Source organism: Aquiflexum balticum DSM 16537, assembly GCF_900176595.1.
GTDB lineage: Bacteria > Bacteroidota > Bacteroidia > Cytophagales > Cyclobacteriaceae > Aquiflexum > Aquiflexum balticum.
In genome coordinates, this window is sequence record NZ_LT838813.1 from 4473308 (window position 1) to 4492436 (window position 19129).

Sequence of the window (19129 nt, forward strand, 5' to 3'; positions counted from 1 at the left end):
AAGCCCGGTCAAAGACCAGGCCCAATACTGTTCTTGATCTTTTTCTTACTTACTTTACTTCAGGAGCTTTACTTGCAGCATATTGTTTGTTTATACCTTCTACCACCTTATCTGTGATATCCAACTCCTTTTTGGAATACCATACCGCGCCACCTCTTGTGTAGGAAAGTATAAGTTCCAAATCATTTTCTTCGGCATATCCCTTTAGGTAGGTCTGAATCTGATCGTACACATCACTGTATAGTTTAGACTCATCCCCGGAAAGTTCCTGCATCAAATTATCTCTGTAGGTAACAAGATTTCTCTCTTTCTTCATCAAGTCTTCCTGCTTGGCCCTAGCCTGGTTTGGTGTCATGGAGTTGGCAGTCTGCTCGAAGTTGGCCACTTCCTGTTCAAAACCCCTGGCCCTGCTGCCCAATTCATTTTCGAATTTTTTGCCTTTCTCAGTGATTTCCAATGATTTCTCCTTAAAAAACTCAAACCTTGCGATCACACTGTCGGTAAGAACATAGGCGATTTTCAAATCGGAAATACTTACTTCAGGTGAATCTTCTTCGGAGGTACCTGTATCAGATGTTTTGTCTGCTTGGTTACATGAGGAGAAAGTAATTAATGCAATTCCCAACAAGCCGAACACTTTTGCTATTTTTTTCACGTTGTTTCTTTTTTTTCTAATTGGCGCAAATATAAACAAAGTATCTTTTTTGCAAATTTTATTTATGCTATCAAATGTTAAATTCAGTTAAAGAATCATTTCATTTTATCCAAAAACCCTTTATAGACAATGGCTTGGCCGAAAATAGAAAAGCCTGAAAAAAACAAAGCCAACCCTCCCGTTCCCATCAAAAACCAATAAGAAAATGATTCTCCTTGAAATTTGGAAATACTTGATTCTCCCAAAACACTAAGTCCAAAACCCATCAGCAGTATTCCTGAAACAGCATAAACCAGCCATTTTATTCTTAATTCTTTTGAAGTTTTCATAGTTTAGAAATAAAGATCCTGTGCAATCCTGAAAGTATTGGCATGTGCTTCAATAATGTGGGTAAGCCTTTCAGAGTAGCCACCGCCCATACAGCACATTATGGGAATATCATTTGTCTTGGCCAATTCCATTACAATTTTATCTCTTTTTTTGCAACCGTCAATACTTAATCCTAATCGTCCCAATTTGTCTGATTCCAAAACATCCACACCACTTTGGAAAATCATAAAATCCGGATGAAAGATTTCAACAATGAAATGGAGATTTTCCTTTAATAATTTAAGGTAGGCTGCATCATCGATTTTATCGGGGAGTCCTATATCCAAATCAGATTTTTCTTTATGCATGGGGTAGTTGGAGGCACCATGCATGCTAAAGGTAAAAACATTTTTATTGTTCTTAAAGATCTCCGCTGTCCCATTTCCCTGATGTACATCCAGATCCACCACCAAAATTTTGCTTGAAAGTTTATTGTCCAACAAATAATTGGCACTGATAGCGATGTCATTTAAAAGACAAAAACCCTCGCCCCTATTGGTAAATGCATGATGGGTACCCCCTGCGACGTTCATGGCGATTCCAAATTCCAACGCGAATAATGAGGCCTGTAAAGAACCCTGCATAATATGGATTTCCCTTTCGATCAATTCGGCACTGAGAGGAAAACCTGTTTTACGGATCTCCGACTTGCTGAGAGAAAGTGTTTTTAATTTTTTCAGGTAACCTTCCTCATGCGTATTAAGTATCCATTTTTCATCCAGAAGACCTGGTTCAAAAAAATTTTCATTCGAAACTGTCCCCTCATATAATAACTGTTCTGGCAGTAAATTATATTTTTCCATTGGAAATCTATGGCCTTGAGGGAGAGGATGACAATATCGGGATGACCAAGCAATCTTTAGCATAGCATATCAGAATTGCTTATTCAACAATAATGAAAAAAAATGGTTTGTCAGGTTCCCTCAAAAAAATCAATCTGCGTCTTCTTCTTCAGATTGGAAGGTATAAAGCGTGTCTTCCAATACAAGCGTATCTTCATTGAATTCCTTGACGAACTTTGATATCACTCTTTCATCAATGTATTCCACATTCAAAGCAGCATCCAAACCTATACCAAAATCATGATTGGTATCCAGGTCAACGAACTCCTGAACTTTTACAGTTTCTTCTTCTTCAATTTCCATGATGATTTCGGTAATAAACCACCCGATTTCCTCCTCTTCACCGCTTAAGGGTTTCAGATTGCCGTTTTCATCTTCTTCATAATGAATTCCTTTAAAATTCGGGAATTTCTTTGCTGCTTCATGTTCAGCCAATTCATAGACCTCGGAAGCATGATGAAGCCTTAAAGTATAAAGGGCAGCATCATAAATCACCTCTTTTCCCTCATACATTCCTATAAAATAGAAATTGACAAACTCATCTGAGTTTTCTTGGTCGGGAACAATTTTGTGGTTTAATTTTGACGCAATTAGTTCCTTTTTCAGTGCTTCAATTTTTTCTGGCACAAAACCTTCATTTTGATATTTCATAGGATAAAAATTGATGAATTTTAAGACAACATACAATGCATTCCGTTAACTTAAAAGCAGTAGCCGGTTAGTTTTAGAGAGTCTATTATTAAGTACTTAAAGTACAAGCTTTTAAGTTAATAAAAAATGTTAGAACCAAAAAAAAATGAAGAATTAATTAAAGACCTCTTAAAAAGGACTGAAGGGCAGGATTTTGATTTCAAATTACATGTCAATGATCCCCAAAAATTGGCAAAAACTTTGACCGCCTTTGCAAATACGAATGGCGGAACCCTTGTAATCGGAGTCTCAGACAATAAAAGATTGATAGGTGTAGATGTAGAAGAAGAAAAGTATATGGTTGAAAAATCAATAAATGAGTTTTGCATTCCACCTGTCGATGTGGAATACCAAAACTTTGAAACTGAATCAGTAAAAGATTCCGAAGCCAAAAAAGAATTGAATATTTTGATTGTCAGAGTCAAAAAATCCGATAAAATACATTTTCAAAAAAACAACAAAGGAGTTTTAACTCTTTATAAAAGAGTATTCGACAGGACGCTTCCTGTGAAAAGTAATTGACTACCTCTGACTTCCTAAGGAAACACCCAAAAGTGAATTGATTAAACTCAACACAAAGCTAAAGAGCAAAGCCCACCAAAATCCATCTATTTCAAAACCAGGAATAATTTCGGCAGCCAAAAGAATAATTATGGCGTTGATAGCCAATAAAAACAATCCTAATGTCAAAACAGTGATCGGTATAGTCAAAATGATTAAAATCGGCTTAATGGTAATATTCAACAAAGCCAATAAAGCTGCAATCACTATTGCAGTAAAAAAATCAGCAACATGGACACCTGGAATAATATACTGAGCAATCAGAATTGAAATAGCTCCCAGTATCAATTGGATTAAAATATTCAAGGTTTGGTTCGATTTGCTCATGCCGTATTTTTGAATACTAAATATTGAAAATAAATTTTTGAATTCTAGGCCCAAACCATTATTTATTCAATTTTGAATTTTTATCAACCAAAAAAAAAATCAATAACATCAAACCAAATCCTGTTAGAATATAAGGATTAAACTGCTCTAATTTCAAATGCTCTTTAATATAAATTTTTTATAGCTGAACCCTTTACAATTATTAGAGTTTAATCTAATATAGGTTAGTAAAGAAATCAGGTTTGAATTTCTGTTTCTCCATGATATTTATCATAAAAAACCCCCTATTTAAGTATTGGTAGTTTTAATTTAAAATTCTGCCTTTATATTTGTCTGTATCATATTAATTCAATCTCATAGTGATTCTAATTATCTTCTTCCTCCTTCATTGGTATTTCTCTCTGTTTTGCCAGAGTTTCTTTCTCCACAGATATGCTGCCCATCAAATGTTCTCCATGAATAAATATTGGGAAAAATTCTTTTATTTCTTCACCTGGCTTTGCCAAGGAAGTTCCTATTTGTCTCCAAGGGCTTATGCTATATTGCACAGGATGCACCATGCTTATAGCGATACTCCAAAAGATCCTCACAGTCCACACCATACAGAAAACCTGTTTACCATGATGTGGAAAACCAAAAATATTTACAATGATTACTTCAGTTTCAGGCTAAAGCCAGAAGAAAGATTCTCCAAAGATGTTCCTGACTGGAATAAATTTGATCTTTTTGCTGACTCCATGGTAGTGAGAGTTGGTTGGTTGTTTTTTTATGTTATGGTATATGTTTTGAGTATTTCGGTTTTTGAATTGGCCGGAACGCATTGGTGGATGTATTTTCTACTCCCTATTCACTTCATGATGGGTCCTGTTCATGGAGCCATCGTAAACTGGAGCGGTCACAAGTATGGCTATGCCAATTTCGATAACAATGACAAATCCAAAAACAGCCTTTTGTTGGATGTACTTATGCTTGGAGAGCTTTTTCAGAATAACCATCACAAACTCCCGAACAGAGCGAATTTTGCCGTAAAATGGTATGAATTTGATCCTACCTATCCTATTGTGAAATTGCTGCATGCTTCAGGAATCATCAAACTTAAAACCGCTTGATATTTGTCATTTAAATAAATTTAAAGCTTCCCTCAAGGAAGCTTTTTTCTTTTTAAATGCAAATGAAGATAATACCATTAAATAAGATTGAATTTTTTTCACCTAAATTTTAAATTTAAACTAAGTTTTATTTTTTAAATTAAATGATTTTACTTAAATTTACAGTTACCAATAGAAAGATTTATTCCTTTTCTTGTTTTTTAAAAACTAAATGGATAAGTTGTAATCGTATTTAAACTTAAACAATATGAGAGAACTAACCCGCGCAGAAGAGCAGATAATGCAGATTCTGTGGGATATCGAGAAAGGCTTTGTCAAAGATATCCTAGAAAAAATGTCAGAACCAAAACCGGCTTACAACACGGTTTCCACCATCGTCCGTATCCTCGAGAGGAAAGGATTTGTCAATCACAAGGCATATGGAAAATCACACGAGTATTTTCCGATTGTCTCCAAAGATGAATACCGAAGCTTCTCTATCAAAAACCTCTTATCAGGTTATTTCAGTGGATCTTTCTCCAAACTTGCTTCCTTTTTTGCCAAAGACAAAAATCTGAACATCAAGGAACTTGAGAAAATTATGGAGGAAGTCAAAGGCGATGTTAAGAAATAGCCTATGGCTGTTCTAATCGACTATATCTGGCAAAGTACCTTTTGTCTGCTATTCTTCTTCGGAGTATATTTTGTATTTCTAAGAAATGAAAAAGCTTTTACAGTCAACAGATTTTATATTTTGATTACTCCTGTTTTGGCTTTGCTTTTTCCGTTGATCAGCATTCCGGTAAGTTTTGATAAACCAGGTATATCATTGGAACAAACAGAATTTTATCGGGCGCTTTCAGAACAGGAAGCGCCCGACAATTTTGTCGCCACCTTTGGACTTCCTGAAGTTATTGTTCAGAGTTCAAAGCTCCCCCTTTTATGGGAAATCAGGGACTATATTTTTCTAGCCTATTTGTCAGTTATACTATTTCTTTCTTTTAAACTCTTTTTGAATTTTATCCAATTGAGGATGATTTGGGAAAAAGGTTGGTATCAGACCATATACAATCTCAAAGAAAATTACTTTTTGATCCCCACATTTGGCCTTGCGCCTGTTTTTTCTTACTTCAACAAATTATTTTGGGATGATACCCATATACTAAAGGATGATGAAAAAGAACAGATCATCAAACACGAAATTGAGCACATCAGACAGGGTCATTCCTGGGATGTCATGTATTATCAGATATTGAGTATACTTTTTTGGTTTAATCCCGTCATCCACCTGATGCGCGCTGAATTGATCGATGTACATGAATACTTAGCAGATGAAAACGTAATCAGAAAAACCATAAATAAAGAAAACTATCCAAAACTGATCGTCAAAATGGCATTTAAGGGAATTGATCTTCCTATTGGTAATTATTTTATTAGATCTACAACCTTAAAAAGAATTATGATGATGAAAAATCCAAAAAAAATAAATTGGTTGAAAACCGTGATGGTTTTCCCGCTTTCTTTGACACTATTGGCATTGGTATCGATGAAAACAGAGCGAGGTGAGCACTTGCTTCCCCTTCGTATTACCGAAAATATAGAGGAAATCAAAAAGATGCTACTCGTGTCACAGGACTCCCTTGAGGTGGGCATTAAAGTCAAAAAAATTAAAAACCCCCTTCATTATGAATTTATCAGTCCCAGAGAAAATGAAAATTTGACCGCACAAATTGGTGAACTGCAATATGAATTTACCGGAATCAATTCTGATGAAGAGTATATTAAAGTCCGTGGACTGATCAATAACCTCAGATCTACTTCCAAAATCACCAAATCATATCCAAATGCACGATTCAAGTATCAGGTCGATTCACCCGCTGAACCTACTATGGGAATGGAGGAATGGAATAAGGCTATTACCCAACAGATTAAAGTCCCCCAAATGGAAAAGGATCTGGGACTCGGAGGAGTAATAGAAATTGAATTTGTGGTTTCAAAAGAAGGTGAAATTCAAAATCCGATAGTTAAAAGAAGCTATGGGGGCGGTTTAGACGATCAATTGTTGGAAGCGGTCCAAAAAGAATCCGTAAATAAATGGATTGCCGCTAAATCAAATGAAAAACCTGTTGATATGGTCATGACTGCTTCCTTTGCATTTTATGGAAGTGCTATGTCGGCCACGGATTCTCATCAATTCTTTAATCCCTCCCCCACTCCTGCTTTGAACAGCAACTTTGTGGTCACAGAAAATACGGTTTTTGATGTAGTCGAAAAAGCCCCCGAATTTGAAGGAGGAATGAAGGCCTGGAATGAATGGATCAAATCCAACATCCAATATCCCAATACTGCAAAACAAATGGGTGTGGAAGGTACGGTTTATGTGGTTTTTGTTATAAACAAAGACGGTACGGTCGATCAACCTGAAATTCTCAGGGGAATTGGGGCAGGTTGTGATGAAGAAGTTCTCAGACTGATCTCCGAAATGCCAGACTGGATTCCTGGTGAACAAAGGGGACAGAAAGTAAATGTCAGGATGCGGCTGCCGGTGAGATTCAAGCTTCCCAGTGACCAAGTCGTCTCCGGTAATTTATTTGATGAAAATCCGCAGAGTCAAGGCGGAAATCCCAAAGCTTCTGAAGCTTTTAACAGCCACATGGCAAAAAACTTAAAATATCCGGCTGAATCACGGGAAAATGAGGTGTTCGGAACAGTATTTACCAAAGTTCATCTTGATGCAGACGGGAAAATAAATTCATATGCCATTACAAAAGGTGTTTCCCCGGAATTGGATAATGAAGTACTGAGGGTAATCGAAAATGCCCCAAATTGGACGGTTGATGGAAAAGAAAATTCTTACATTGTAAATCTTCCCATTACTTTTAGAATAGCCGGTGGAGAAAATACCTTGGGGCAAATATTGAAGGTCGAAAACGAAATTGTGGTAACTGGATATGGTGCACAAGACAGAAGCCCATTCTCAAAAATAAAAATGTATGAAACGAAAGAGAATCATTCGTCTGAACCAATTTTTGTAATTGATGGTGTAGCGCACCCGGAAATCGGGAGGAAATTGGATGATATTATTAAACCCGATCAGATCAAATCTATAGAGGTAGTAAAAGGAGAAAAGGCATTCAGCATGATTGACCTTTATGGAAGTAGGGTCCAAAATGGAGTAATTCTGATTACAACCAAAAAATAAGAAATCTTCGCAAACGATAGAAAACAAAGCCATTGCAATTCAATTTTGCAATGGCTTTGTTTTAGAATAATTTTTTTATTCATTGTCATTTCAAATCGGGAAAATTGGTATTTACTGAATGGCGAATGACATCGAAGCGGGCTGCAGACCTCTCTCCCGATATCCCATAGGGATCGAGGTGACAAGGAAAAGTTATCTATATTCTTGAATGCATTTTACAGCTCAAAGGTATAAATCTCCAATTCTGTCATTGGTATTAGAATCGGCATTTATAGAAAGGGGAATGACATTAAGTTTCTCCTACCTACGGCAGGCAGGCGACATCCCGAATGGGCTGGCGTTAATGTTAAACAAAAAAAATGATGGAACCACAAAAGGAACAAAAGGGAACAATAGACTATATTCAGTATCTTTTGTATTCTTTTGTCACTTTTGTGGTTCAAAATAAATTTCCTATGTGATTATCCCTAATGATGTCAGTAGCTAAATATCATTGTTTTCACCTCAACCCAAAAGCCTTCGGGATCAGCAGCAAGGGTGCTCCGAATTATGTCATTGGTAGTAATGAAAATTTGGCATTTACAGAAAGGGAATGACTTCTGGTTCTGCGTCATTCTGAACGAGCTTTCTGAAATACTTATAGCAATCTGAAAATATTACAGCGAAGTGAAGAATCCCCTATACCTCAGGAGATGCCCCGAATCCCGATAGCTACCTTAGATTTGATCAGTTGTATTAAACCAAGAACGGTGGTATAATTGAAAACCTGTCAGCGATCCATCGATGGCCTGAGTAGAGCACTATCGCGATATTTGGAACTGACAGGTTTAAAGAACCAAGACCTGTATAAGATATTAGTCTTACATCTGTTAAGGTTATTAGGTAACGGTTCTTATCATTTAATATATCTAAACGCTAAAGTATGAAATTCAAAACATTTATTGGAATTGATGTCAGTAAATTGACATTAGACATTTGCCTTATTACCGCTGATGGGGTAATTGAACACTTCAAAATTGAAAACAAAGAACTTTCCATAAAGAAGTTTTTCAAGAACTTGGAAAAGAGCTGTCTATGGGAAGATATTCTTGTCTGTGCTGAATTTACAGGCCATTATTCCAATCCTTTGAAAGTGTTTTGCATAAGTCAAAATATTGCATTATGGTTGGAAAGCGGAGCAGAAATCAAGCTTAGATCAGGTGTCCAGAGAAGAAAAAATGATAAAATTGATGCCGAAAGGATAGTTGATTATGCGATACGGTATGTTGACAAAGCCAGGCTTCAGAATCTCGATGATAAGGTCATTGAAACAGTCAAATCACTTAGTAATGAGAGGGATATGTATATAAGGGACCGGGCTAAATACAAATCCCAGGTAAAGGATTTTGAAGGATACATTGATTCAGATATTTATAAAGCCAAAAGCAAAAGGCTTAAAAAACAGATCCTTTCATTAACCAAATTAATTGATTCTATCGACAAACAGATAGACCAACAGTTCGCCTCCAGTGAGAAACTCACCATTCAAAAAGAGATATTGTTGTCAGTTGGAGGTGTAGGAGATAAAGTAGCAACTGAGACGATCATAGCCACACGAGGCTTCACCAAGTTTGGTAACGGTAGGGAATTTTCCTGTCATGTAGGCGTTGCTCCATTTTCCTTTGAATCAGGTACAAGTCAGAGATCTAGGAAAAAGGTGTCCAACAGAGCCAATAAGGAGCTTAAAAAACTCTTCCATATGGCTGCACTCTCTGCAATCAAGATGAAAGGAGAGCTTAGAGAATATTTTGAAAGGAAGGTTGCTGAGGGAAAGAATAAAATGACTGTAATAAATGCCGTTAGAGCCAAAATCATAAACAGGATTTTTGCCCTGATAAGGGATAATAGAAAATATGAAAAATCTTATATTCCTTCTGTTGTTTAATCCATAAGAATATCGGGACGGGACAGGCTTTCACTTCGTTCTGCATGACGTCCCGGAATTCTGTCATTTCAAGTTCAATTTTCCTTGAGAAGCCGCGTAAAGATTCGCCATTCTGTACAGAATTCTTGCCCCGACATTACCATCCCATTCATCCCCATCAGGACCGGGAGCAATTTCCACCAAATCAAAACCGATAATTCTTTTACCTGATTTCACTACCTGCTTCATCAGATAAAGAATCTGTTCCATTTCAAATCCTCCGGCCACAGGTGTTCCCGTATGTGGACACAACTTAGGGTCAAAACCATCGATATCAATGGTGATGTATATGTCTTCAGGCAACTGTTCTACGATATCATCACAGATCACCTTCCAAGCTTTTCCCTCAAAAAGTTCCTTTTTGATGTCCTTATCATAAAATGTTTGTATCCTATTATTCTCTTTGGCCAAGACAGCTTCTGCCTGACAATAATCCCTTATCCCTACCTGTACAAGCTTGCTTACCTGAGGAAATTTCAATGCATTATAGCTGATGGAGGCATGGGAATATTCAAAATTTTCATAGGCTTTTCTCAAATCTGCATGGGCATCAATCTGCAAAATCCCGAAACTTTCAAACTCTTCCGAAAGCGCTTTGATCATCCCAAGGGGAGTACTGTGATCCCCACCTAACAAAGCGACCATTTTACCCTTGGCCCTGAATTCTTTTACCTGTTCATATACCCAATCATTCATTATAGAACAAGCCTTGTTGATGACATCAGGAACAGCCGCGAATCTTTCGGAAGAATCCTTAGGTGCGCCGGACTCCAACCAGGAAATGTAATTGCCCGCCAATATTCTATAGCTGTTGCTTTTGTTATATAATTGCTCAGAAATCGGAAGCATATGAATTCCCAATTTCCAGGCATCGTGGATATCATCCTGATAAAAATCCACCTGAAATGAGGCATTCAAAACAGCTTCAGGTCCTTGCGCGGTACCGTGGGAATAGGAAACCGTAACTTCCCAAGGAACAGGAATAATGATTAATTCAGCAGTATTTTCATCATAAGGCAAACCAAAAATACCATCGTGGCAACTGACTCCATTCGGGTCAAAATCTTCAATTTGTTTGTGTTTTGAAGTCATGGATCTAAATTCTTTGGGTTTTTGCTATTGTGCGTTTCAATGTTCAAAACTGCCTCAAAAGAGATCCAAATGCAAATCAAAAGTTAAAAAATCATTCCTATTGCAAGATTTCCTTTAGTATTCCCGTATTCCCTCCAAGCATTTTCCAATCGTCCACCTGCAATTCAATTATGGCCATCATGCCCGGTTTCATACTGATATAATCCTGACCCGAAATATAGGAAACCAATGCACTTATACCTGGATTATGACCTATCAACAATACTTTTTGGATTTCGCCCTTTATATCATTCAATAATTCAATTAATGTTTGAGGCTCAGCATCAAAAATATCATCAACTATTTTTCTGATATCAGAAGGAAACCCAAACCCAATGATTTCGGAAGTCTGAAGGGTCCTGATAGCAGGGCTGACCAAAATCAAATCGGTTTTAAAATCCATCTTTTTGAGCATTCCCAACAACCTGTCCAATTGTTTCCTGCCTTCCAAAGTCAACTCTCTGAGGAAATCCCCTTTAATTCCTATGCCGGGCTTTGCTTCTGCATGCCTCAAAACATATAAAAACTTTGATTCTGCCATTGATTTCTATCATTTTTATGTATACTAATTACGGAATTATACTGTCCATAAAAAACTTGATTTCAACTAATATTTGGATAGGAATATATAGAAGTCTATTTTTAGGATTTTATGCGTATTGCCAAATTATTGGCGATGCCATTAATTTAAACATAATATGTCAAAGAATCTAGTAATAGTAGAGTCGCCTGCCAAAGCGAAAACAATTGAAGGTTACCTGGGAAAGGATTATAAAGTAGCCTCCAGTTATGGACATGTTCGGGATCTTCCCAAAGGTGATAATGCTATTGATGTAAAAAACCGATTCAAACCAACTTATGAAGTCACTCCCGATAAAAAGGAGGTCATCAAACAGCTAAAAAGCTTGGTGAAAGATTCAGAAATGGTGTACCTGGCAAGTGATGATGACCGTGAAGGAGAGGCTATTTCCTGGCATTTAAAGGAGGTATTGAATTTAAAGGATAGTCAGACCAAGAGAATAGTTTTTAGGGAAATCACAAAAAATGCCATTTTAAAAGCAATTGAAAATCCAAGACAGATCGATATTGATTTGGTCAACGCACAACAGGCAAGAAGGATTTTGGACAGATTGGTTGGTTTTGAGCTTTCACCTATACTTTGGAAAAAAATAAAAGCAGGTTTATCAGCAGGAAGAGTACAATCAGTCGCTGTAAGATTGATAGTCGAAAGAGAGCGGGAAATTGAAAAATTCAACACCAAATCCTCTTTCAGAATAACGGCCCTATTTGATGTCAAGGGTAAAACCCTGGCAGCTGAATTACCAAAGAAGTTTGACAATCAGCAAGAGGCAGAAGATTTCCTGAAAAAATGTATTGGAGCTGATTTTACTATTGAAAATCTGGAAAAAAAGCCCGGGAAAAAATCTCCTGCAGCGCCTTTTACCACTTCTACCTTGCAGCAGGAAGCGAGTAGAAAATTGGGCTTTTCAGTAGCACAAACCATGTCCGTGGCCCAAAAGCTTTACGAAGCAGGAAAAATCACCTATATGAGAACTGACAGCGTCAACCTTTCTGAGGATGCGATGGCTGCTGCCAGAAATGAAATCAATTCGGCTTATGGTTCTGAATTTCATCAATCCAGAAAATACACTACCAAATCAGAAGGAGCGCAGGAAGCCCACGAAGCCATCAGGCCAACCGATTTTTCCAAGCATGACACTTCCGGTGAAAGAAACGAACAAAGACTTTATGAACTGATCTGGAAAAGAGCAATAGCCTCTCAAATGTCCGATGCACAATTGGAAAAAACAGTCGCTACCATCAAAATTTCCACTACTCCGGAAAAACTTATCGCCTCGGGTGAAGTGATCAAATTTGAAGGGTTTTTGAAAGTATACCTAGAAGATACCGATGATGAACCGGAAGATGAGGAAAGCGGCAACAAAGGTCTATTGCCCCCATTGAACATAGGTGAGTTATTGAATTTGATTGAACTGAAAGGAAAAGAAACGTTCAGCAGAGCTGCACCGAGATATACCGAAGCCTCTCTTGTAAAGAAACTGGAAGAGATGGGTATCGGAAGACCTTCCACTTACGCCCCTACTATCTCCACGATTCAGAAAAGAGAATACGTCATCAAGGAATCACGTGATGGAACTGAGCGAGAGTATGTGGAAATGAAAGTGGCCAAAGGGCAATTTTCAAAACAGACCAAAAAGGAAATTGCCGGGGCGGATAAGAATAAACTTTTCCCTACCAACATCGCTATGGTAGTCAATGACTTTTTGGTGGAGCATTTCCCCAATGTGATTGACTTCTCTTTCACTGCTAAGGTGGAAAAAGAGTTCGATGATATCGCCCACGGTGGACAGAATTGGGAGGATATGATTGAGAATTTCTATGGAAAATTCCATTCAAGAGTCGAACAGACTGCAAATGTGGCAAGGGCCGATATCAACAGTTCCAGAGAACTTGGCGTAGATCCCAAAACGGGCAAAAAGGTCATTGCAAGATTGGGTAAGTTTGGGCCTTTGGTGCAGATAGGCGAACAGGATGATGAAGAAAAACAGTTCGCCAGCATGAAGAAAGGGCAGTTTATCGAAAACATCACTTTGGATGATGCCATGGAACTGTTCAAACTTCCACGAGATGTTGGGCAATTTGAGGATAAAAAGATTGTAGCAGCCATTGGCAGATTTGGACCCTATTTAAGGCATGACAATAAATTCGTTTCCTTGGGCAAAGAACAGGACCCTTTGAGTATCACCGAAGAAGAAGCCATCCAACTGATCAAAGACAAACGGGAAGCGGATGAAAAGAAACATATCAAATCCTTTACTGAAAATCCTGAAATCGAAATCCTAAACGGTAGATGGGGCCCCTATATCAAAATGGGGAAAAACAATTTCAAGATTCCTAAAGGGAAAGAAGCTGAAAGTCTTTCTTATGCTGAAACGGTAGAAATCATTGAAAATCAACCAGTAAAGAAAGCTGGAAAATTTTCAAAGAAGAAAGCTTAAAACATAGAGCGGGCCTGAAAAGTCCCGCTTTTTTTATGTCCTAATTAATTGGAGAAATGGGATTTGACAATTACTGGTTTATGAATTACATTGAATTGGAATATGAAAAAACTAGTCGTATTAACAGGTGCTGGAATTTCTGCCGAAAGTGGTATAGCTACTTTCAGGGACAGCAATGGGCTATGGGAAGGTCATGATGTGATGGAAGTGGCTTCTCCGGAAGGCTGGAGAAAAAACAGGGAACTTGTTCTTGATTTTTACAATCAAAGAAGGAAACAGGCATTGACTGTGGAACCAAATGAAGCCCACCTGGAACTGGCAAGATTGGAAAAATACTTTGATGTCACCATTGTCACCCAAAACGTGGACCATCTTCATGAAAAAGCCGGATCCTCTAAAATCATCCATCTTCATGGAGAACTTTTCAAATCCCAAAGTACCCTCGATCCAACTTTAGTCTATGCTATGGAAAGCTGGGAAATCAAACTGGGAGACAAATGTGAAAAAGGAAGCCAATTGAGACCATTTATTGTCTGGTTTGGAGAAATGGTACCTATGATGGAACCGGCTATTGAGGCCGCCATGGAAGCAGATATTTTTGCTGTTATCGGAACATCCATGTTGGTTTACCCCGCTGCCGGCCTAATCCAATATGCACCTAAGAATAGTTTGAAATATATTATTGATGTTAAAGTTCCTGAAACCGGATTTTTTGATAATTTGAAGCCGATTGAAGCAAAGGCATCTTTAGGCACAGCCATGATGTCCAAAGAACTGATAGAAAAATATGCATAAAAGAGTAGCAGTCATCGGCACAGGTCCTTCTGGTATCACCGCATTGAAAAATTTATTGGATCAGGGAATTGAGGCAGTCGCCTTCGACCGAAATGCCGAGGTGGGTGGCAATTGGATCTATTCGGAAAAAGAATCCCATTCCAGTGTTTTTGAAACCACCCATATCATCAGTTCCAAAACACTTTCCCAATACGAGGATTTCACATTTGATGATTTTGATCCCGAGGCGGCAGATTATCCCTCTCATGATGAACTCAGGAGGTATTTTCAGGCCTATGCCGGACATTTTGGATTATATGAGCATATTCGGTTCGAAACCATGGTTATCCATTGCAGATGGCTTAATCAGGACTCCTGGGAAATCACCACTGAGAAGGCCGGTATCCTGCAAACAGAGACTTTTACCGATTTGGTAGTCTGCAACGGTCATCACTGGAACCCACGATGGCCAAAATATCCGGGAGAATTTACAGGAGAATATCTCCATTCCCATTCCTTCAAAAAAGCAGCCCCTTTCCAAGACAAAAAGGTTTTGGTCATAGGCGGGGGAAATTCCGCCTGTGATGTCGCTGTAGAAACAAGCCGGGTCAGTGAAATGACAGCCATTTCCTGGAGACGTGGCTATCGGATCATTCCAAAATTTTTCTTTGGCAAACCTTCAGATAAAATCGGAGAAACGAGTTCCTGGATTCCATTGAAAGTAAGGAGCTTCTTTTTTGACATCCTATTGAATATCATGGTTGGCAAAAACGAACTCTATGGGCTACGGAAAGTAGAAGCCAAATTCGGAGAAATCCACCCGACTATCAATGATGAGTTACTTTACAAAATCCGTCATGGCAAAGTAAAACCAAGATTGGATATCCAAAGATTTGATGGCAAAAAAGTCGTATTTGAAAATGGCCTTGAGGAAGAATATGATGCCATTATTGCCTGTACCGGCTACTACCTCTCCCACCCTTTCTTTGACAAAGACTTTCTTGACTATAGTTCAGGTCCGGTTCCGCTCTACCTGAAGATGTTCCATCCCGAATACAGGAATCTCTATTTTGTGGGTATGTTCCAACCTTTGGGCTGTATCTGGCCCGGTGCGGAATTACAGGCCAAAATTATGGCAAGGGAATTGGCCGGAAAATGGAAAAGACCCGACAATATCAAAGCCCTCTGTGAGAAAGAAGTAACCCATCCGCACTACAAACAAATCAATACTCCAAGGCATACCATAACCGTTGATTTTCATGTATTTAAGAAGCAACTGTTAAAGTATCTTCCCAATGATTTTGTGTCTAAAGATAGGATTGTAAGAGAAGTGGTTGAAAAGTAAATTAATTGTTAGCAAATTCCTCCATCTGTTCTTTCAATAAGTGTCGCATTCCAATCTGCGCCTGGTCTGTAATTTCATTGCCATTCACAAAAAGTGACACCACTGTGTTTTCAGGATCCATTTTCATCCTTTGAAGTATGTTATTACCTTTAAAAAATTCACCTTTTGGATCATGTATAAAAGGATATTTGAAATCATGTTTTTGTAGATGGGCGATAATTTCATCTTTGTCTTCCACAGAAATATAAATCAAAACCGGCAAGTCATAGGGCTCTATGATATCCATAAAAGGAAGAGAAAACATAAATAGGGATTTGGAAGCAACTATCAGTTTTTTGTCCGCATCAAACCAAGATGGGTCAAACTGTACTGTGTCGACAACATTGTAAGTGGTCAAATCAGGATAAAATTCAATTGTTTGTTGATTATTTATACATGAGGCTGTCAGTAAAAGTGTGACTGAAATCAATAAAGAGGTGAATGAGCTTTTCATTGAATGAGATTTAAAATTCCACAAATAATAAAACAGGATTGTCATCCTTATTCAGTTTAATTTCAGGCTCAGGTAGTCTATTGCGGTCCAAATTCAATACATCTGCTGCCTGGGCCACAAATAACAAATGACCATCCATCAATCCCACCAACTGCGAAAAGGCAGGGTGATCATTTTGTCCTGTTATTCTTTTTGTGATTTTTGAGGTACGCTTATCCAAAATTATCTGATGATTTTTGATCTGTTGATCTGCCTGAATATTTACCCCAATAAATGCCTTTTCTTCATTTTCAAAATAATGGGAAACAAAACCAAAGCCATTTGAATTGATCAATTCAAAACCCTGCATCCAATCCAATTCCCAATACTGTTCCGGGATGGCATATTTCCCTAAGTCAAGTTCATACTTTTGAACTAACTCACTTTCTCTGATTTCAAATAACTCAGGATTATAAAATTCATGAAAAAATATTCCTTGCTCCGTTACATTGAAATTTCGCTCTCCAACAGGTAGCACATCATTTTTATAATCATTGGGAAGGTACTCTTCCAATTTATTCCCCAAGGGATCAAAAATAGCCAATCGTTGCATCACAATAGGTTTGTTATAGCCCCCATACAAGACATAGTATCCGTTGGGTAGTTTTGCAAAAGTATCAGCCGCATAGACAAACTCCTTTTCTTCCACCAATCTCAATTCATGGTCATACACCCAAATTTCTGACTTTTCACCCTTCCCAATCAATACTTCAAGACCTTGATCTGTGGCTATAAAATCATGGATATTCGGAAGCATATCGGGACCTTCTCCTACTCCCAGAATTTTTCCTATATATTTCCCATTCCGGTCAAAATGGTAGATAGCATCCTCTTTTTCCTTATCCATGATAAAAAACCCTTTTTCATTGGATTGGATAAGCAGGTACTCTTTGAGAAGGTTGTCTGCCCGGGTTTCCAAAGGAACCAACTTTTTAATCAGGTAAGGCTGTTTCGAAACATTGCTTCCAACTACATCGATTAGAAACATGCCGTCTTTTTGATGGATTTTTTCATTGCAAGAAAAAAAAACATAAAGAATTCCTATATATATATATTTAAAAATCTGCTGCTTCATGTTCAATAGGTTTATTATCAAAACTAATAAATTAACTGAATAAAATTTTAAAAATTTTAACTACAAATGATTCAAAGATTTTGATTTATTTCTGGAATTGGAATTGGCTTTGAAATGAAGCAAATTTGCCTAAATGAATTTATATACTCTTTTTTAAAATCCAATGAAACTCTCTTTCCCCCACCCTATGATCATTATGTTGGCATTTGTAGTACTGGCAACAATATTGACTTATCTGATTCCTGCGGGTTCTTATGATAGGGTTTTGGATGAAAAGACCGGAAGGGAAGTAGTGGTTCAGGGCAGTTACAAAACGCTTGAAAATCAACCGGTGGGTATAGGGAAAATGTTTCTCAGCGTCCCGGAGGGTATTATTGAAGGTGCAGAAGTGGTGGTATTGATTTTGATCATAGGTGGGGCATTTTATGTAGTGGACAAAACAGGCGCGTTTAAATCCGGATTGGAGGCCTTGATTCATCGGTTCAAAAACGGCAAAACCTTTTTATTGGCTTTGGTCGGGATACTGTTTGCCACAGCAGGGACATTGAATGGCCTGCAGGAAGAAATCATAGCCATGGTTCCGGTGTTGTTGATCCTCAGCCATAAAATCGGATATACCAAAATAGCCATAGTAGGTATTTGTCTCGGTTCCGCAATCATAGGTGGATCATTTGGACCTACCAATCCTTTTTCAGTAATCATTGCCCAAAAGGTAGCCGAAGTACCGGTTTTTTCTGGGGGCATGTACCGAATGGTCTTTTTTATCATTGCATTGGCATTTTGGGTTTTTTATATGATCAAATATGGGAAGGAAACATCTTTTGACAACACAGAAGAACACGAAATACCGGGCAAACTCTCCTTATCCCATAGCCTTATTTTGATTTTGGTTGCTGTGACATTCGCTGTGATGATTTATGGATTGAGTAATTGGGATTGGGATTACAATGAAATGTCTGCGATATTTTTTGCCTTGGGACTGTCAGCCGGTATCATAGGGAAATTGGGCATCAACGGAACTGCCAAAGCCTATGCAGAGGGATTTGCAGAATTGATATTTGCAGGGATTATCGTTGGACTGGCGAGAAGTATCTATCTGGTATTGCAGGAAGGGCAGATCATTGATACCATAATTTATGCGCTTTTTAATCCATTGGAACATCTACCCTTAGGACTTTCGGCTTTTGGGATGATGCTTGCACAGGCTTTGTTGCATATCCCTGTTCCAAGTACCTCAGGACAGGCAGTTTTGACCATGCCTTTGCTGACTCCAATAGCCGATCTGATCGGAATGTCAAGGCAGGTAGTCGTTTTGGCCTATCAATATGGGGCGGGGATTATGGACTTGGTCACGCCCAGCAATGGCGGTCTGATGGCAATCCTTGCTGCTGCAGGCATTTCCTATAAAGATTGGATCCAATTTGCTTGGAAACCCATTATGATCATTTTTGGTTTTGCCGGGATTTCAGTGGTAATGGGGATATTTTTGCTTTAAACTTCTTTTTCTACCCATATCTTGTCCCTAAAGGGACGTGGGTTTAGGGAATATTGAATA

Annotated in this window: 18 protein-coding genes; 9 read left to right on the top strand and 9 right to left on the bottom strand. The window is 38.1% G+C overall.

The window, feature by feature from the left end:
• Window positions 1–49: 49 nt before the first annotated feature.
• From B9A52_RS18885 to B9A52_RS18900, 4 genes are all read right to left on the bottom strand, one after another.
• Window positions 50–655, bottom strand: a complete 606-nt coding sequence (locus B9A52_RS18885; RefSeq protein WP_084123598.1) for an OmpH family outer membrane protein — start codon at window positions 653–655, stop codon at window positions 50–52.
• 95 nt (window positions 656–750) lie between these two features.
• Window positions 751–984 (bottom strand): hypothetical protein, encoded by a 234-nt coding sequence (locus B9A52_RS18890; RefSeq protein ID WP_084121931.1) that lies wholly within the window; start codon window positions 982–984, stop codon window positions 751–753.
• Between the two features lie 3 nt (window positions 985–987).
• Complete coding sequence (locus tag B9A52_RS18895) at window positions 988–1890, bottom strand: histone deacetylase family protein (protein WP_084121932.1); 903 nt, start codon at window positions 1888–1890, stop codon at window positions 988–990.
• Window positions 1891–1956: 66 nt separating this feature from the next.
• Window positions 1957–2517, bottom strand: a complete 561-nt coding sequence (locus B9A52_RS18900) for a hypothetical protein (protein ID WP_084121933.1) — start codon at window positions 2515–2517, stop codon at window positions 1957–1959.
• 126 nt (window positions 2518–2643) lie between these two features.
• On the opposite strand from B9A52_RS18900, the gene B9A52_RS18905 reads away from it, so the two are divergent.
• Window positions 2644–3078, top strand: a complete 435-nt coding sequence (locus tag B9A52_RS18905; RefSeq protein WP_084121934.1) for an AlbA family DNA-binding domain-containing protein — start codon at window positions 2644–2646, stop codon at window positions 3076–3078.
• Here the strand turns inward: B9A52_RS18905 and B9A52_RS18910 are convergent, their stop codons facing one another.
• A complete protein-coding gene (locus B9A52_RS18910) occupies window positions 3079–3444 on the bottom strand; it encodes a phage holin family protein (RefSeq protein WP_084121935.1) in 366 nt (121 codons plus the stop codon). It lies immediately after the preceding gene.
• 359 nt (window positions 3445–3803) lie between these two features.
• On the opposite strand from B9A52_RS18910, the gene B9A52_RS18915 reads away from it, so the two are divergent.
• From B9A52_RS18915 to B9A52_RS18930, 4 genes are all read left to right on the top strand, one after another.
• Window positions 3804–4553 (top strand): acyl-CoA desaturase, encoded by a 750-nt coding sequence (locus B9A52_RS18915; protein ID WP_084121936.1) that lies wholly within the window; start codon window positions 3804–3806, stop codon window positions 4551–4553.
• A 247-nt stretch (window positions 4554–4800) separates the two neighbouring features.
• Complete coding sequence (locus tag B9A52_RS18920; protein ID WP_084121937.1) at window positions 4801–5166, top strand: BlaI/MecI/CopY family transcriptional regulator; 366 nt, start codon at window positions 4801–4803, stop codon at window positions 5164–5166.
• A gap of 3 nt (window positions 5167–5169) precedes the next feature.
• A complete protein-coding gene (locus tag B9A52_RS18925; protein WP_084121938.1) occupies window positions 5170–7734 on the top strand; it encodes a M56 family metallopeptidase in 2565 nt (854 codons plus the stop codon).
• Window positions 7735–8656: 922 nt separating this feature from the next.
• Window positions 8657–9658: an IS110 family RNA-guided transposase gene (locus B9A52_RS18930; protein WP_084121757.1), complete on the top strand. Its 1002-nt coding sequence runs from the start codon at window positions 8657–8659 to the stop codon at window positions 9656–9658.
• Between the two features lie 63 nt (window positions 9659–9721).
• On the opposite strand, the gene B9A52_RS18935 is transcribed toward B9A52_RS18930, so the two are convergent.
• Both B9A52_RS18935 and B9A52_RS18940 read right to left on the bottom strand, forming a co-directional pair.
• The gene (locus B9A52_RS18935; RefSeq protein ID WP_084121939.1) at window positions 9722–10789 is read right to left on the bottom strand and encodes an agmatinase family protein; all 1068 of its coding nucleotides are present in this window, start codon (window positions 10787–10789) and stop codon (window positions 9722–9724) included.
• A gap of 97 nt (window positions 10790–10886) precedes the next feature.
• Window positions 10887–11369: a SixA phosphatase family protein gene (locus tag B9A52_RS18940; protein WP_084121940.1), complete on the bottom strand. Its 483-nt coding sequence runs from the start codon at window positions 11367–11369 to the stop codon at window positions 10887–10889.
• A 157-nt stretch (window positions 11370–11526) separates the two neighbouring features.
• Between B9A52_RS18940 and topA the strand changes: the two genes are divergently transcribed.
• The 3 genes from topA (at window position 11527) to B9A52_RS18955 (ending at window position 15967) form a co-directional block, all read left to right on the top strand.
• Window positions 11527–13848, top strand: coding sequence for a type I DNA topoisomerase (topA, locus tag B9A52_RS18945; RefSeq protein ID WP_084121941.1), 2322 nt, complete (start codon window positions 11527–11529; stop codon window positions 13846–13848).
• A 102-nt stretch (window positions 13849–13950) separates the two neighbouring features.
• The gene (locus tag B9A52_RS18950; RefSeq protein WP_084121942.1) at window positions 13951–14643 is read left to right on the top strand and encodes an SIR2 family NAD-dependent protein deacylase; all 693 of its coding nucleotides are present in this window, start codon (window positions 13951–13953) and stop codon (window positions 14641–14643) included.
• A complete protein-coding gene (locus B9A52_RS18955) occupies window positions 14636–15967 on the top strand; it encodes a flavin-containing monooxygenase (protein WP_084121943.1) in 1332 nt (443 codons plus the stop codon). The genes B9A52_RS18950 and B9A52_RS18955 overlap by 8 nt, the downstream gene beginning before the upstream one ends.
• Before the next feature lies 1 nt (window position 15968).
• Here B9A52_RS18955 and B9A52_RS18960 read toward each other — a convergent pair whose 3' ends face one another.
• Complete coding sequence (locus B9A52_RS18960; RefSeq protein ID WP_157370215.1) at window positions 15969–16460, bottom strand: hypothetical protein; 492 nt, start codon at window positions 16458–16460, stop codon at window positions 15969–15971.
• A gap of 10 nt (window positions 16461–16470) precedes the next feature.
• Window positions 16471–17574 carry a 6-bladed beta-propeller gene (locus tag B9A52_RS18965; protein ID WP_084121945.1) on the bottom strand — a complete coding sequence of 368 codons (1104 nt, stop codon included), beginning with the start codon at window positions 17572–17574 and terminating at the stop codon, window positions 16471–16473.
• Between the two features lie 163 nt (window positions 17575–17737).
• On the opposite strand from B9A52_RS18965, the gene B9A52_RS18970 reads away from it, so the two are divergent.
• Window positions 17738–19069 carry a YfcC family protein gene (locus B9A52_RS18970; RefSeq protein ID WP_084121946.1) on the top strand — a complete coding sequence of 444 codons (1332 nt, stop codon included), beginning with the start codon at window positions 17738–17740 and terminating at the stop codon, window positions 19067–19069.
• Window positions 19070–19129 lie beyond the last annotated feature (60 nt).

What these genes read in the sequence shown, in the direction of transcription:
- B9A52_RS18895 (WP_084121932.1), bottom strand. Translation starts at nt 1,890, where the DNA reads ATGCTAAAGATTGCTTGGTCATCCCGATATTGTCATCCTCTCCCTCAA.
- B9A52_RS18905 (WP_084121934.1), top strand. Translation starts at nt 2,644, where the DNA reads ATGTTAGAACCAAAAAAAAATGAAGAATTAATTAAAGACCTCTTAAAA.
- B9A52_RS18900 (WP_084121933.1), bottom strand. Translation starts at nt 2,517, where the DNA reads ATGAAATATCAAAATGAAGGTTTTGTGCCAGAAAAAATTGAAGCACTG.
- B9A52_RS18965 (WP_084121945.1), bottom strand. Translation starts at nt 17,574, where the DNA reads ATGAAGCAGCAGATTTTTAAATATATATATATAGGAATTCTTTATGTT.
- B9A52_RS18920 (WP_084121937.1), top strand. Translation starts at nt 4,801, where the DNA reads ATGAGAGAACTAACCCGCGCAGAAGAGCAGATAATGCAGATTCTGTGG.
- B9A52_RS18955 (WP_084121943.1), top strand. Translation starts at nt 14,636, where the DNA reads ATGCATAAAAGAGTAGCAGTCATCGGCACAGGTCCTTCTGGTATCACC.
- B9A52_RS18940 (WP_084121940.1), bottom strand. Translation starts at nt 11,369, where the DNA reads ATGGCAGAATCAAAGTTTTTATATGTTTTGAGGCATGCAGAAGCAAAG.
- B9A52_RS18935 (WP_084121939.1), bottom strand. Translation starts at nt 10,789, where the DNA reads ATGACTTCAAAACACAAACAAATTGAAGATTTTGACCCGAATGGAGTC.
- B9A52_RS18890 (WP_084121931.1), bottom strand. Translation starts at nt 984, where the DNA reads ATGAAAACTTCAAAAGAATTAAGAATAAAATGGCTGGTTTATGCTGTT.
- B9A52_RS18950 (WP_084121942.1), top strand. Translation starts at nt 13,951, where the DNA reads ATGAAAAAACTAGTCGTATTAACAGGTGCTGGAATTTCTGCCGAAAGT.
- topA (WP_084121941.1), top strand. Translation starts at nt 11,527, where the DNA reads ATGTCAAAGAATCTAGTAATAGTAGAGTCGCCTGCCAAAGCGAAAACA.
- B9A52_RS18970 (WP_084121946.1), top strand. Translation starts at nt 17,738, where the DNA reads ATGAAACTCTCTTTCCCCCACCCTATGATCATTATGTTGGCATTTGTA.
- B9A52_RS18960 (WP_157370215.1), bottom strand. Translation starts at nt 16,460, where the DNA reads ATGAAAAGCTCATTCACCTCTTTATTGATTTCAGTCACACTTTTACTG.
- B9A52_RS18910 (WP_084121935.1), bottom strand. Translation starts at nt 3,444, where the DNA reads ATGAGCAAATCGAACCAAACCTTGAATATTTTAATCCAATTGATACTG.
- B9A52_RS18925 (WP_084121938.1), top strand. Translation starts at nt 5,170, where the DNA reads ATGGCTGTTCTAATCGACTATATCTGGCAAAGTACCTTTTGTCTGCTA.
- B9A52_RS18930 (WP_084121757.1), top strand. Translation starts at nt 8,657, where the DNA reads ATGAAATTCAAAACATTTATTGGAATTGATGTCAGTAAATTGACATTA.